General features: G+C 64.5%; 10 protein-coding genes and 1 riboswitch. Of the genes, 7 read left to right on the top strand and 3 right to left on the bottom strand.

The features are described 5' to 3' along the window. The first annotated feature begins 4 nt into the window (after window positions 1-4). The 5 genes from prsR (at window position 5) to HHL15_RS06685 (ending at window position 7,199) form a co-directional block, all read left to right on the top strand. Window positions 5-1,375, top strand: coding sequence for a PEP-CTERM-box response regulator transcription factor (gene prsR / locus HHL15_RS06705; protein ID WP_169145064.1), 1,371 nt, complete (start codon window positions 5-7; stop codon window positions 1,373-1,375). Between the two features lie 11 nt (window positions 1,376-1,386). After that, window positions 1,387-4,176 (top strand): XrtA/PEP-CTERM system TPR-repeat protein PrsT, encoded by a 2,790-nt coding sequence (gene prsT, locus HHL15_RS06700; RefSeq protein WP_328824999.1) that lies wholly within the window; start codon window positions 1,387-1,389, stop codon window positions 4,174-4,176. 37 nt (window positions 4,177-4,213) lie between these two features. Beyond that, window positions 4,214-5,494, top strand: a complete 1,281-nt coding sequence (locus tag HHL15_RS06695) for a nucleotide sugar dehydrogenase (RefSeq protein ID WP_169145062.1) — start codon at window positions 4,214-4,216, stop codon at window positions 5,492-5,494. 23 nt (window positions 5,495-5,517) lie between these two features. Further along, window positions 5,518-6,423, top strand: a complete 906-nt coding sequence (locus HHL15_RS06690) for a transglycosylase SLT domain-containing protein (RefSeq protein WP_169145061.1) — start codon at window positions 5,518-5,520, stop codon at window positions 6,421-6,423. 65 nt (window positions 6,424-6,488) lie between these two features. Then, window positions 6,489-7,199: a S1 family peptidase gene (locus HHL15_RS06685; protein WP_328825005.1), complete on the top strand. Its 711-nt coding sequence runs from the start codon at window positions 6,489-6,491 to the stop codon at window positions 7,197-7,199. 35 nt (window positions 7,200-7,234) lie between these two features. Here the strand turns inward: HHL15_RS06685 and gcvP are convergent, their stop codons facing one another. The 3 genes from gcvP to gcvT form a co-directional block, all read right to left on the bottom strand. Then, the gene (gene gcvP / locus HHL15_RS06680; protein WP_169145060.1) at window positions 7,235-10,126 is read right to left on the bottom strand and encodes an aminomethyl-transferring glycine dehydrogenase; all 2,892 of its coding nucleotides are present in this window, start codon (window positions 10,124-10,126) and stop codon (window positions 7,235-7,237) included. Window positions 10,127-10,220: 94 nt separating this feature from the next. Then, a complete protein-coding gene (gene gcvH / locus HHL15_RS06675) occupies window positions 10,221-10,598 on the bottom strand; it encodes a glycine cleavage system protein GcvH (protein WP_169145059.1) in 378 nt (125 codons plus the stop codon). A 41-nt stretch (window positions 10,599-10,639) separates the two neighbouring features. Beyond that, window positions 10,640-11,722, bottom strand: a complete 1,083-nt coding sequence (gene gcvT, locus HHL15_RS06670; RefSeq protein WP_169145058.1) for a glycine cleavage system aminomethyltransferase GcvT — start codon at window positions 11,720-11,722, stop codon at window positions 10,640-10,642. Window positions 11,723-11,906: 184 nt separating this feature from the next. Then, window positions 11,907-12,001, bottom strand: a riboswitch (glycine riboswitch). Between the two features lie 143 nt (window positions 12,002-12,144). On the opposite strand from gcvT, the gene HHL15_RS06665 reads away from it, so the two are divergent. Both HHL15_RS06665 and HHL15_RS06660 read left to right on the top strand, forming a co-directional pair. Next, the gene (locus tag HHL15_RS06665; protein WP_235943266.1) at window positions 12,145-12,930 is read left to right on the top strand and encodes an alpha/beta fold hydrolase; all 786 of its coding nucleotides are present in this window, start codon (window positions 12,145-12,147) and stop codon (window positions 12,928-12,930) included. Then, window positions 12,927-13,766, top strand: coding sequence for a 3',5'-nucleoside bisphosphate phosphatase (locus HHL15_RS06660; protein ID WP_169145056.1), 840 nt, complete (start codon window positions 12,927-12,929; stop codon window positions 13,764-13,766). The genes HHL15_RS06665 and HHL15_RS06660 overlap by 4 nt, the downstream gene beginning before the upstream one ends. The last annotated feature ends 15 nt before the right edge of the window (window positions 13,767-13,781 follow it).

The raw sequence follows: 13,781 nt of genomic DNA, 5'->3' as shown, positions 1-13,781 counted from the left end.
AAATATGACTGAAAAACGCAGGACATTGCTGATCGTGGAGGACGACCCCGCACTGCAGAAGCAGATGCGCTGGGCCTTCGATCAGTTCGAGACCGTAGTGGCGAACAACCGGGAGGAGGCTATCGCCCAGTTGCGTCGCCATGAACCGGCTCTGGTAACCATGGATCTTGGCTTGCCGCCGGCACCCGATGATGTGACCGAGGGCTTCCGGCTGCTGGGCGAGATCCTTGCCCTCGCTCCGGACACCAAGGTGGTCGTGCTTACCGGCCAGCATGACCGCGAGAACGCGGTGCGTGCCGTGGGCATGGGGGCCTATGACTTCTTTGCGAAGCCCTTCGAGCCGGAGCTCCTGACCCTGACCCTGGACCGGGCGTTGCGGATGTACGACCTGCAGCAGGATAACCGTCGCCTGAAGATCCAGCAGGGCAGTGCCCTGTCTGGCGTCATCACGCGGGATGCCGGGATGCTCAAGGTCTGTCGCCTGATTGAACGGGTGGCCTCGGCCAACGTCACCGTGATGCTGCTCGGCGAGAGCGGTACCGGCAAGGAAGTCCTGGCCCGCGGCCTGCACGAACTGTCTCCCCGCCGCAACGAGCGTTTTGTGGCGATCAACTGCGCTGCGATCCCGGAGAATCTTCTCGAAAGCGAACTCTTCGGTTACGAGAAGGGTGCCTTTACGGGCGCCGTGAAGCAGACCCTCGGCAAGATCGAGGTCGCCAACAAGGGCACCCTGTTCCTCGATGAAATCGGCGACCTGCCGATGCCGCTGCAGGCCAAGCTGCTGCGCTTCCTGCAGGAGCGGGTCATCGAGCGGATTGGCGGTCGCGAGGAGATCCCGGTCGATGTGCGGATCGTCTGCGCCACCCACCAGGACGTGAAGGGCCTGATCCAGGCCGGCCGCTTCCGCGAGGATCTCTACTATCGCCTTGCCGAGATCGTGGTGGATATTCCTGCGCTGCGTGATCGGGACGGCGACGCGGTACTGCTCGCCCATGCCTTCGTCCAGCGTTTCGCGGCACATCACGGGAGGGGTTCGCTGTCTCTCACGGATGATGCAGTGCAGGCGATCGAGACCCACCGCTGGCCAGGGAACATCCGCGAACTCGAGAATGCCATCAAGCGCTCGGTGATCATGGCTGACGGCAATTGCATCACCGCCGAGGATGTGGGGGTTGGCCTGGAGGGCGAGACCGAAGCCCTCGAGGCGCTGAACCTGCGCGTGGTGCGGGAAGAGGCCGAGCGGCGCGCCGTGGTGCGCGTCATGGCCCGGGTCAATGGCAATGTTGCGAGGGCTGCCGAAGTGCTCGGCATCAGCCGGCCGACCCTCTACGATTTGATGAACCGCTTCGGACTGAAGAAAGAAATTTCAACGTGATTCAAGGATCCATGCAGATGCGTTCCCAGACCAAACGTAACAGGCTGCGAAATACTGCCGTCAGTGCCCTATGTGCCCTTCTGCTGGCCGCCTGTAGCGACAGTCCTGAGTCCATGATCGCCTCGGCCAAGGACTACATGGCCAAGGAGGATCGGAGCGCGGCCTCCATTCAGTTGAAGAATGCCCTGCAGAAAGATCCCAACCTCGCCGAGGCCCGCTATCTGCTGGGCAAGGTCTACATGGACCAGGGAGACTACGCGAGTGCCGAGAAGGAGTTCGTGAGGGCCAACGATGCCGGCTTCAAGCCGGATCTGGTCGTTCCCGCGCTGGCGCAAGCGCTGTTGAACTCCGGCCAGGGGCAGCGTGTCGTTGTCGAGCTGTCGACTGAAAAGCTGATCACCTCCGAAGCCAAAGCCAGCCTGTTTACCTCCAGGGGTTTTGCCCAGCTGGTGCAAGGCAAGCGTCCGGCGGCCCAGGAAGAGTTCCAGGCAGCGCTGAAGGCCTTGGCGGGCTACGCCCCCGCGCGTGTCGGCCTGGCCCGCCTGAAAGCTGTCGACAAGGATTTCGATGGTGCGCTGGCCGATATCGATGATGTTCTCAAGGCCGATCCAAAGCTGCCCGAGGCCCATGCCCTGCGGGGCGACCTGATGCTGATCAAGGGGCGGCCGCAGGAGGCGATCACCGATTTCGAGGCGGTGATCGCTGCGCGCCCCACCGACATCGCCGCCTACCAGAGTGTGGTTTCGTTGCAGATCCGCCTGAACAAGCTTGACGATGCCCAAGCCAAGATCGGTGCTTTGCGCAAGGCGGTTGGCAACCATCCGCTGGCCCTGTATCTGCAGGCCTTCGTCGACTTCAAGCGGGGCAAGACCAAGGAAGCCTACGACACCATCCTTCAGGTCCTGCGCGTGGCGCCCGATCACGTACCGTCCCTGATGATGGTTTCGGCGCTTCAGCTTCAGCGCAATGATTTCGTGCAGGCCCAGGAGAACCTCAACAAGGTGCTGGCCAAGGTGCCGAACCATGTCTACGCCCGCCGCTTGCTGGTGTCGTCCTATCTGGGCCTGCGTGACACGGGGCGGGCGCTGGACGGCCTGCAACCCCTGCTCAAGGACCAGTCTGACGACGTCGCCGTCTTGAGCTTGGCCGGGCAGGTCTATGCCATGAACGGGGACTTCAAGCGTTCCGAGGAGTTTTTCAGTCGGGCGGCGAAGAGTGATCCGGGCAACGCGGGTTATCGCACCCGCCTTGGCCTGACCCGACTTGCCAGCGGTGAGTCCGACCAGGCTTTCCAGGATCTCGAAGCTGCATCGGCGCTCGATGCGGACAATATCCAGGCAGACATCACCCTGATCATGGCGCATCTCCGGCGCAACGAGACGGCGAAGGCCATGGCTGCGGTGCAGGTCCTGGAAAAGAAGAAGCCGAAGGATCCGATCACCTTCAACATGAAGGGGGGGGTGCTGCTGGCCACAAAGGACATTGCCGGTGCCCGCCAGGCCTTCGAGAAAGCCTTGGAATTGAAGCCCGACTTCCTGCCGGCGGTCAACAACCTGGCGCGCCTGGATATCCAGGCCAAGCAGCTCGACAGCGCCCGCAAGCGCTTCGAGACCTTCGTCGACAAGAACCCCAACAACCCGCAGGGGTATCTGCAGTACGCCGAGTTCCTGGCCATGACGGGCACTCAGGTCAAGGATGTGCAGGCCGTGCTCGAGAAAGGCCTGACAGCCAATCCGACCTCACTGCCGGTACGTATGGCCCTGGTCCGCATGCTGGCGCAGGCCGGCGATACGAAGCGCGCTCTGGTGCTGTCCCAGGAGGCTGCGGCATCTGCTCCGGAAGATCCTTCCGTACTCGACCTGCTGGGGCGCGCCCAGGTCGCAGCGGGGGAAATGCAGCAGGCCCAGAGCACCTACGGCAAGCTTGCGACGCGGGTCCCCAATTCGATCGTTCCGCTGATCGCACTGGCGGATATCTACACCGCCGGCAAGGATCTTTCCTCCGCCGAACAGAACCTGCGCAAGGCGCTGGCGATCAAGCCTGATGCCCTCGACGCGCAACAACGCCTGATTGCCGTGCTGGTCACGACCAATCGTGGCGACGCAGCTGTGGCCCAGGTCCGGGAAGTTCAGCGTCAGCGCAAGGATTCGCCCATCGGCTACATGCTGGAAGGCGAAGTGCAGACGTCCTTGAAGAAGCCCCTCGAGGCGGTCGCCGCGTTCGAGGAAGCCTACAAACGTGACAAGAGCGTGCAACCTCTTGTTCGTCTGCACAACGCGCGTCTTGCTGCGGGGCAGACGCAGGAAGCGTCCAAGCAGATTTCTGAGTGGCTGCGGGCCAACCCCAAGGACCTCACGGTGCGGACCTACCTGGCCGAGCGATCGCTTGTCGAGAAGAAATACGATTCGGCTGCTCAGCAGTATCGCCAGATGCTCGAGATCGCTCCCAAGAACGCCATGTTGCTCAACAACCTGGCCTGGGTGCTGGGCAAGCTCAATGACAAGAGTGCTCTCTCGGTCGCTCAGCAGGCGGCGGCACTGGCGCCGAACAGCCCTGTAGTCCTCGATACGCTGGGTGTTCTGCAGATGGAGGGCGGTGATACGGCAAAGGGCGTGGAGTCGCTCAAGAAGGCTGTGAGCCTGGGCCCGAATCAGCCTCAGCTACGCTTGAACCTTGCCAAGGCGCTGATCAAGACCGGCGACAAGGATGGCGCTCGCAAGATGCTGGAGGCCGGTTTGAAGGTTGTGCCGGAGAACACCTCCGGCCGCAAGGAGATGGAGCAACTCCTCAGCTCTCTCTAAATCAATCGATTCAAGTTAATTTCTTCAGGAACAGTTCATGACCACCATTGCAGTCATCGGCCTCGGATATGTGGGGCTGCCCCTCGCCGTTGAATTCGGCAAGAAAATGAAGACCGTCGGCTTCGATCTCTCCGTGGACAAGGTTGCTGCCTACGGGCGCCACGTGGATCCGACCGGCGAGGTCAGTACCGAGGACCTCAAGGCGGCAGTGCACCTGACCTGCAGCACCGATCCCAAGATCATCTCCGAAGCGGATTTCATCATCGTCGCCGTGCCGACCCCGGTCGATGATGCGCATCAGCCCGATTTCACGCCGCTGGTGAAGTCCTCCGAGAGCGTGGGCAAACACCTCAAGCGCGGCGCCATCGTCGTCTATGAGTCAACGGTCTACCCCGGTGCCACCGAGGAAGTCTGCATTCCCATCCTCGAAAAATTCTCCGGGCTGAAGTGGAAGCAGGATTTCAACGTCGGCTACTCGCCCGAGCGGATCAATCCGGGTGACAAGGAACGCACCGTGACCAAGATCGTCAAGGTCGTCTCCGGTGATACCCCGGAAACCCTGAAGACGGTTGCCGAGGTGTACGGTTCCGTCATCACGGCCGGTGTGTACCCCGCCAGCTCGATCAAGGTGGCCGAGGCGGCCAAGGTCATCGAGAACACCCAGCGCGACCTGAACATCGCGCTGATGAACGAACTCTCCGTGATCTTCCACAAGATCGGCATCGACACCCTGGAGGTTCTCAAGGCGGCGGGTACCAAGTGGAACTTCCTGCCCTTCCGTCCGGGCCTGGTTGGCGGTCACTGCATCGGTGTGGACCCCTACTACCTGACTCACAAGGCCGACATGCTGGGCTATCACCCCCAGGTCATCCTGGCTGGCCGTCGCATCAATGACAGCATGGGCAGCTACGTGGCCGAGCAGACTGTCAAGCAGATGATCCAGGCGGGTCACAACATCAAGGGTGCCGACGTGATCGTCCTGGGCCTGACCTTCAAGGAGAACTGCCCGGACCTGCGCAACAGCAAGGTCATCGACGTGATCCGCGAGCTGCAGAGCTTCGGTTGTACCGTGCATGTCCACGATCCGGTGGCGGAATCGGCCGAGGCCGAGCACGAATACGGCGTCAGCCTTACCGCCTGGGAGGCCTTGCCGCGTTCTGCCGCCGTGGTCGCTGCGGTGGCCCACAAGGAGTATTCCGACATGGGGGTTGCCCGGATCTGCGAAAAGCTCCTGCCCAGTGGTGTCTTTACCGACGTGAAGAGCTTCTATGACCCGGCGGTCATCGAAGCTGCTGGCGCCCGGGTCTGGCGCCTCTGAGCAGGGCGGCAGGGGGGCGGGTCATGGGTCTTCGCGCACTTCTTGGCATCCTGGCCGCAGGGCTTGGCCTGGTGGCCGGGCCCGGGCTGGCCAGCCAGGAGGAGTCGCGCGTCCTGGAGCTTCGTCAGCTCGTCGATCAGGCGCTGGCCTACGAGCATGGCGAGGGTGTTCCCCGTGATCCGGAACTCGCGGCCGATCTGTATTGCGATGCGGCCCGGGGCGGAAGTGCCGAGGCGATGTACAACCTCGGCTGGATGTATGCCAACGGTCGCGGCGTACCCCGTGATGATGGCTATGCGGCGACCCTCTTCGAGATGGCTCTGTTCAAGGGCCATGACGAGGCTGAGAAGGCCCGCAGGTTTGTTGGCGTGTATACCGGTGCTGCGCCCGATTGCCTGCAGGCCCGTACGGCCGACTGGGCGTTTTCGGCGCGGGACACCTGGGACACCCAGAAGTATCTGGCCTCCCTTCCCGAGCAGAAAAGAAAGCTCGTGCAGTTGATCACGACGCTGGCGCCGCGCTTCTCCATTGAGCCGCGGCTGGCCCTGGCCATTGCAACGACAGAGTCCAATTTCGATCCGAACGCCACTTCCCCGAAGAACGCCATGGGGGTGATGCAATTGATTCCCGAAACCGCCCTGCGCTTCAACGTCCGGGACAGCTACGACCCAGTGCAGAACATCAAGGGCGGGCTGGCCTATCTGCGTTGGCTGCTGGCCTATTACCAGGGCAACGTGGCGCTGGCCGTGGCGGGATACAACGCCGGAGAAGGGGCCGTGGATCGTTATCGTGGGGTTCCTCCCTACAAGGAGACGCAGAACTACGTGCGCCGGATTCTCGATTTCTTTCAGCGCGGCGAGCACCCCTTTGATCCGCACGTGGTCTCTGCATCGCCGATGATTCAGGCGATCCGGACGGCGGGCCGGTGAGAGGGCTGGTCAGCGGTCCGAGGCGTGCCCTGATTGCGGCCCTGGGACTGGGGCTGCTGAGCCCGGTGCAGGCCTTGGCTGATCTTGTCGATACCGTTGCCTCCGTCAAGCGCTCCATCGTTGCGGTGGGGACCTACCTGCCGACGCGGAGCCCTCAATTTCGTTTTCTCGGTACCGGCTTTGCTGTTGGCGACGGGCGCCAGGTGGCCACCAATGCCCACGTGCTCGAAGCCGTTCCTGAACGGAGGGATCCCAATGAGCGCATTGTCGTGGTCTTGCCCGGTGTCGGGAGGGTCAACGTAAGGGCTGTCGAACGGGATGAGCGCGACAGGGATCATGACCTCGCGGTGCTGTGGATTGCAGGGGCGCCACTACCTGCGCTCGTGCTGGCCGATTCGGATACGGCGCGGGATGGACAGGATATTGCGATGACCGGCTTTCCCCTGGGGGCGTCGTTGGGGATCATTCCTGTGACCCACCGGGGCATCATCGCAGCGATCCCCCCAGCCGGACAGCCCCTGGCGTCTGCAGGGCAGCTTGATGCGGCGACAATCCGACGTTTGTCGGCCGGTTCGCGCTTCGATGTGCTCCAGCTGGATATCGTGTCTTACCCGGGAAACAGTGGCAGTCCGATTTATGACACGCAAAGCGGTCATGTCCTCGGTGTGTTGAACATCGTCCTGGTGAAGGGCATGCGGGAGAATGCCATGACCAATCCGTCAGGCATCTCCTACGCCATTCCCATCAATCACCTGAAGGCCCTGCTGGCCCGCTGAGCCGGCGCGACCCCGGGGGCCGCGCCGTATTCACGTCAGGCCAGTTCGTCCATCGGGACGCAGGCGCAGAACAGGTTGCGATCTCCGTACACGTCGTCGATGCGGTTCACACTCGGCCAGAACTTGTTGTCGCCCACCCAGGCCAGCGGAAACACCGCTTCCGTGCGGGAATAGGGGCGGTCCCAGTCGCCCAGGAAATCTGCCTGGGTGTGGGGCGCGTTCTTCAGCGGGTTGTTCTCCGCCGGCAGGCGCCCTTCCTCGATGGCACGGATCTCGTTGCGGATGCTCACCATGGCGTCGATGAAGCGGTCCAGTTCGCCCTTGTCTTCCGATTCGGTGGGTTCGACCATGATCGTGCCGGCCACCGGGAAGGACATGGTCGGGGCGTGGAAGCCGTAATCCATCAGGCGCTTGGCGATGTCCACCTCGGAGATGCCAGTGGCGGCCTTGATCGGACGGATGTCGAGGATGCACTCGTGGGCGACGCGGCCCTGGCTGCCGGTGTACAGCACCGGGTAGTGATCCTTGAGCTGGCTGGCCACGTAGTTGGCGTTGAGGATGGCCACCTCGGTGGCGCGCTTGAGCCCGCGGCCGCCCATCATGGTGATGTACATCCACGAGATGGGCAGGATGCTGGCGGAGCCGAACTGTGCCGCGGAGACCGCGCCCTGACCGGCGTTGGGGCGATCCTCGCGGCCGGTGGGGGCGACCACGTGGTCGGCCATGAAGGGGGCCAGGTGAGCCTTGAGGCCGATCGGACCCATGCCCGGACCGCCGCCGCCGTGGGGGATGCAGAAGGTCTTGTGCAGGTTCATGTGGCTCACATCGGCACCGATGGTGGCGGGGGAAGTGAGGCCGACCTGGGCATTCATGTTGGCGCCGTCCATGTACACCTGGCCGCCGTACTGGTGCACGGTGGCGCAGATCTCGCGGATGGCTTCCTCGAACACGCCGTGGGTGGACGGGTAGGTGATCATCAGCGCGGCCAGCTTGTCGGCGTGCTGTTCGGCCTTGGCCTTGAGGTCGGCCAGGTCGACGTTGCCGTTGTCGTCGCAATTGACCACCACCACATCCATGCCGCACATCTGCGCGGTGGCCGGGTTGGTGCCGTGGGCGGATTTCGGAATCAGGCAGAGCTTGCGGTGATGGTCGCCGCGCGAGGCGTGGTAGCGCAGGATGGCCACGAGGCCGGCGTATTCGCCCTGGGCGCCGGAGTTGGGCTGCATGCAGATGGCGTCGAAGCCGGTGATTTCACGCAACTGGGCGGCGAGGCCTTCGATCATCTCGATGTAGCCGGTGGTCTGATCGGCGGGCGCAAAAGGGTGGATGTCGGCGAACTCGGGCCAGGTGACCGGAATCATCTCGCTGGTGGCGTTGAGCTTCATGGTGCAGGAGCCCAGGGAGATCATCGAGTGGTCCAGCGCCAGGTCACGGTTCTGCAGGCGCTTGAGGTAGCGCAGCATCTCGTGCTCGGTGTGGTGGGTGTTGAACACCGGGTGGGTGAGGATGGCATCGCTGCGCAGCAGGGCTTCGGGCAGGTTGCCGCCACGGGCCGCGACGGTGGCGTCGAGGGCGGCTACGTCGGCCGTGGCGCCGAAGGCCTGGAGGAGGGCGGTGACGTCGGCGAGGGTGCTCTTCTCGTCGAGGGAGATGCCCAGCGCCTTGCCGTCCACGTGGCGCAGGTTGTAGCCGGCGGTCTGGGCTGCGGCGTAGATCGAGCTGCTCTGGCCGGCGGTGGTGACCTGCAGGGTGTCGAAGAAGACCTCGGAGGCCAGCGCGAAGCCGGCCCGCTTGAGGCCTTCGGCCAGGGTGGCGGTCAGCCGGTGGATGCGCGCGGCGATGGTGCGCAGGCCTTCGGGGCCGTGCCACACCGCGTACATGCCGGCCATGTTGGCCAGCAGGACCTGCGAGGTACAGATGTTGGAGTTGGCCTTCTCGCGGCGGATGTGCTGCTCGCGGGTCTGCAGGCTCATGCGCAGGGCGGTCTTGCCACGGGCGTCTTTGGAGACGCCGATGATGCGGCCGGGCATGGAGCGGACATGGGCTTCGCGGGTGGCGAAGAAGGCCGCGTGGGGGCCGCCGAAACCCAGGGGTACGCCAAAGCGCTGGGCCGAGCCGAGGGCGATGTCGGCACCGAGCTCACCCGGGGACCTGAGCAGCATCAGGGCCAGCAGGTCGGAGGCCACGGCCACCACGGCACCCTTGGCCTTCAGGCCGGCAACGGCGCCGGAGATGTCGGTGACTTCACCACGCTCGTTGGGGTATTGCAGCAGGGCGCCGAACACGTCGTGCCGGGCCGCGTCGGTGGCCGGGCCGACGATCAGTTCAAAGCCGAAATGGCCGGCGCGGGTGCGCATCACGTCGAGGGTCTGGGGGAACACGGCTTCATCCACAAAGAAGCCCTGGCCCTTGACCTTGGAGATGCGGCGGGCCATCGCCATGGCTTCGGCGGCGGCGGTGGCCTCGTCCAGCAGGGACGCGTTGGCCAACTCGAGGCCGGTCAGGTCGATGACCATCTGCTGGAAGTTCAGCAGGGCTTCCAGGCGGCCCTGGGCAATCTCGGCCTGGTAGGGGGTGTAGGCGGTGTACCAGCCCGGGTTTTCCATCACGTTGCGCAGGATGACCTTGGGGGTGATGGTGTCGTAGTAGCCCATGCCGATCAGGGACTTCTTCAGCACGTTCTTGCCGGCGATGGCCTTGAGGCGGGCCAGGGCCACATGCTCGGCGGTCGGCTCGCCGAGGGCCAGCAGCGCGGGCAGGCGGATGCCAGCGGGCACGGTCTGGCCGATCAGGGTCTCGAGGGAATCGACACCGACCGCGGCCAGCATGCCCGGCAGCTCGTTGGCACAGGGGCCCAGGTGGCGGCGGATGAAGTCGTCGCCCTGTTCGAGCGTGGCGAGCGGGGCGGAGAGAAGGGTCTTCGACATGGGAAAAACTCGGGTTGGTTTACTGCAGGGGCAAGCAGGGGGCAGCGAGTACAGGGCGCACCGTGGCCGGTGCGCCCGCGGTAGAGCGTGGTGCTCAGCCCAGGGTGGCTTCGTAACCGGCGGCGTCGAGCAGGGTGTCGACATCGGCGGCATTGGCGGGCTTGATCTTGAACAGCCAGGCGGCGTAGGCGTCGGCATTCACGGACTCGGGAGCATCCACCGCAGCGTCGTTGGCGGCGAGGATCTCGCCGGCCACCGGAGCGTAGATGTCGGAGGCCGCCTTGACGGATTCGATCACGGCGATGGCTTCTTCCTTGGCCACCACGCGGCCGGCTTCCGGCAGCTCGAGGAAGACCACGTCGCCAAGGGCTTCCTGGGCATGGTCGGTGATGCCGATGGTGAGGGTGCCGTCAGCTTCGACACGGATCCATTCGTGGGAGGCGGTGTAGCGCAGATCGGTGGGGTTGCTCATTGTGCTTCCTTGTTCAAGTCGTTGAAGAGGGGATTCTGGTTTCAGATCATGGCCTTGCCGTTACGCGCAAAAGGCGGTTTGACGACCCGGGCCTTCAGGCGCCTGCCGCGGATGTCCACCTCGACGGCGTCGCCAACGGCGACACCGAGGGGCAGGCGGGCGAGGGCGATGGACTTTTCCAGGGTCGGCGAGAAGCTGCCGCTGGTGGTTTCGCCTTCGCCGGTCGCGGTGAAGACCTGCTGGTGGGAGCGCAGGATGCCCTTGTCTTCCAGGACCAGGCCGAGCACCTGCTTGCTGGCGCCGTTGGCGACGAGGGCCGCCTTGCCGACAAAGTCGCGGCTTTCGTCCTTGAAGTCCACCGTCCATGCCAGGCCTGCGTCGAGGGGCGACACGCCGTCGTCCATGTCGTTGCCGTAGAGGGCCATGCCGGCTTCCAGGCGCAGGGTGTCGCGGGCGCCCAGGCCACAGGGCTTGACGCCGGCGGCAGCCAGGGCGGCCCAGGTGCTGGCGGCCTGGCCGACGGGCAGGGTGAGTTCGAAGCCGTCCTCGCCGGTGTAGCCGGTGCGGGCGATGAAGAAGTCGCCCCAGGCCGCCGCCTGGAACACCTTGAGGCCGGCCGAGGCGGCTTCCGAGCCGGGCAGGGCGGCCCAGGTCTTGCTGCGGGCGTTGGGGCCCTGCACGGCGATCATGGCCAGGTCACGGCGTACGGCCAGGGTGGCGACCAGGCCGCTGGCGGTGAGGCGGGCCTGCATCCAGGCCACGTCCTTGTCGGCGGTGCCGGCATTGACGACGATGCGGTAGGACGTGTCGGAAAGGTAGTAGATGATCAGGTCGTCGATGACGCCGCCCTGTTCGTTGAGCATGCAGGAGTACAGGGCCTTGCCCGGCTCGCCCAGCTTGGCCACGTCGTTGGCCACCAGGCCGCGCAGGAAGGCCTTGGCGCCAGCGCCTTCCAGGTCCAGGGCAAGCATGTGGGAGACGTCGAACATGCCGGCGTCACGGCGCACGGCATGGTGCTCCTCGATCTGGGAGCCGTAATTGACCGGCATGTCCCAGCCGGCGAAATCCACCATGCGGGCGCCGGCGGCGACGTGGGTAGCGTAAAGGGGGGTCTGTTGGGCCATGGGGCTCTCCGCAGCAATCGTTCAAGTGTAGAAAAGCAATGGGGCCGAGGCGACATCAAATCGCCTCGGCCCCATCTGTCCTTTGTACCTGAGAGATTGCAGGCTCCTCGCGGAAGGCTGCGTGCCCCTTCGGTGGATGCGGCCATCGCACATTGGGCGGGCGGCATCACTCTCCAGATTGTTGTTTCGTCGGCGGTCCTTTTGCCTGAGCGGTTCCGGGGGTTGCGCCTTCGGCGGTTCGCGGATGCATCCACGCGAACACTCTCCCACACGACGGCGCGCACCTTACCATCGGAGGCGGGGCGGGGCAAGGGTCTGTTACACTTGCGCGGATGACCCCGTCGAGAAGTCGCTTCCTGTCTGTACGCGGCCTGCGTTACCACCTCCGCGAATGGGGGGAGCCGGGTGCGCCGGTGGTCTTCATGCTGCATGGCTGGATGGATGTGTCGGCTTCGTTCCAGTTTGTCGTCGACCACCTGCAGTGCGGTTGGCACGTGATCGCCCCGGACTGGCGGGGCTTCGGCCAGACCGAATGGCGGGGGGATGCCTACTGGTTCCCCGACTATCTGGCCGATCTGGATTTCATCCTGAACGCTTGCGCCGGGGATGCGCCGGTTCGTCTGGTGGGGCACAGCCTGGGCGGCAATGTGGCCTGCCAGTATGCGGGGGTCCGGCCTGCAAGGGTGGCGGCGCTGGTTGCGCTGGATGCCTTCGGGCTGGCTGATTCGGAGCCGGAGCAGTCCCCGCTACGACTTGAGAAATGGTTGCGTGACCTGTCCTCGGATGTAGGTTTTCGGGGCTATCCCGACCGTGCAGCGCTGGCAGCCCGGCTGCAGGGGGATAATCTGCGCCTGACGCCTGAGCGTGCCGCCTTCCTGGCGGAGCACCTCGGCGAGCCGGATGGGCAGGGTGGGATCCGTATGGCGGGAGATCCGGCCCATCGCCGTGTCAATCCCGTGCTTTACCGGCGTGCCGAGTTGATGGCGGCGTGGCAGCGGGTTGCCGCTCCGGTCCTGTGGGTTTCACCGGTGGCGTCCGATCTGCGCAAGCGGATGGGAATCCCGGATGAGGCACACGAGGCAGCCAAGGCGTGCTTCCGTGACTTTCGGGAAATCTTGCTCCCGGATTGCGGTCACAACCTGCATCACGACCAGCCGGGGGAAGTGGCCCGGATTATTGAGACTTTCCTGCTGTCCAAGGAATCATGAACGCTCTGAACGCCGATCTTCATTGTCACTCCACGGCCTCCGACGGCACGCTGACGCCCGCCGAGGTGGTGCGTCGTGCAGCTGCCAACGGGGTTGATCTGCTCGCGCTGACGGACCATGACGAGCTCCTGGGTCTGCCGGAAGCGGCAGCTACGGCGGCGGAGCTCGGGCTGCGCTTTGTGCCGGGTGTCGAGATTTCCGTGTCCTGGCTCGATCAGACCCTGCACATCATCGGTCTCGGGATCGATCCGTCCAATGCGGCCCTGATCGAGGGCCTGGCCAAGGTTCGCGGTGGGCGCGATGGGCGTGCCGCCCGGATTGCCGCCGAGCTGGAGCGCATCGGCATCCGCGGTGCCATGGAAGGCGCCCTGCGCTATGCCGGTAACCCGGCTCTGGTCAGCCGTGCCCACTTTGCCCGCTTTCTTGTTGAAATCGGCGCCTCACGCAATGTCCATGATGTCTTCCTGCACTACCTGGCGCGGGGCAAACCCGGCTATGTCGAGCACGTCTGGGCCACGCTCGAAGATGCCGTGGGCTGGATCAAGGGTGCCGGCGGCCTGGCCGTGATCGCCCATCCGGGGCGCTACCGCCTCAGCCATGCCGAGATGGACATTCTCTTCGACCGTTTCCGCGAACTCGGTGGTGACGCCGTCGAGGTAGCCTGCGGTGCCCACGATGGCGGACAATTGCTCGCCTTTGCACGTCTGGCCCGAAAGTTCGGCCTGATGGCCTCGCGGGCCTCCGATTTCCATGGCCCCGAGGACAGCCCCATCGACCTCGGCCGCGCCGATCCCTTGCCGCCGGACCTCACCCCCGTCTGGACGCGCCTGAACTAAGACTTTTCGTTTTCC

Origin of the sequence: Zoogloea dura (assembly GCF_012927165.1) — a bacterium.
GTDB classification, from domain to species: Bacteria; Pseudomonadota; Gammaproteobacteria; order Burkholderiales; family Rhodocyclaceae; genus Zoogloea; species Zoogloea dura.
Note: the sequence above shows the minus strand (reverse complement) of the source record. Positions and strands in the feature narration are given on the sequence as shown.

Coding starts and splice junctions, on each gene's coding strand:
- prsR (WP_169145064.1), top strand. CDS start 5: ATGACTGAAAAACGCAGGACATTGCTGATCGTGGAGGACGACCCCGCA.
- prsT (WP_328824999.1), top strand. CDS start 1,387: ATGCAGATGCGTTCCCAGACCAAACGTAACAGGCTGCGAAATACTGCC.
- HHL15_RS06695 (WP_169145062.1), top strand. CDS start 4,214: ATGACCACCATTGCAGTCATCGGCCTCGGATATGTGGGGCTGCCCCTC.
- HHL15_RS06690 (WP_169145061.1), top strand. CDS start 5,518: ATGGGTCTTCGCGCACTTCTTGGCATCCTGGCCGCAGGGCTTGGCCTG.
- gcvP (WP_169145060.1), bottom strand. CDS start 10,126: ATGTCGAAGACCCTTCTCTCCGCCCCGCTCGCCACGCTCGAACAGGGC.
- gcvH (WP_169145059.1), bottom strand. CDS start 10,598: ATGAGCAACCCCACCGATCTGCGCTACACCGCCTCCCACGAATGGATC.
- gcvT (WP_169145058.1), bottom strand. CDS start 11,722: ATGGCCCAACAGACCCCCCTTTACGCTACCCACGTCGCCGCCGGCGCC.
- HHL15_RS06665 (WP_235943266.1), top strand. CDS start 12,145: ATGCTGCATGGCTGGATGGATGTGTCGGCTTCGTTCCAGTTTGTCGTC.
- HHL15_RS06660 (WP_169145056.1), top strand. CDS start 12,927: ATGAACGCTCTGAACGCCGATCTTCATTGTCACTCCACGGCCTCCGAC.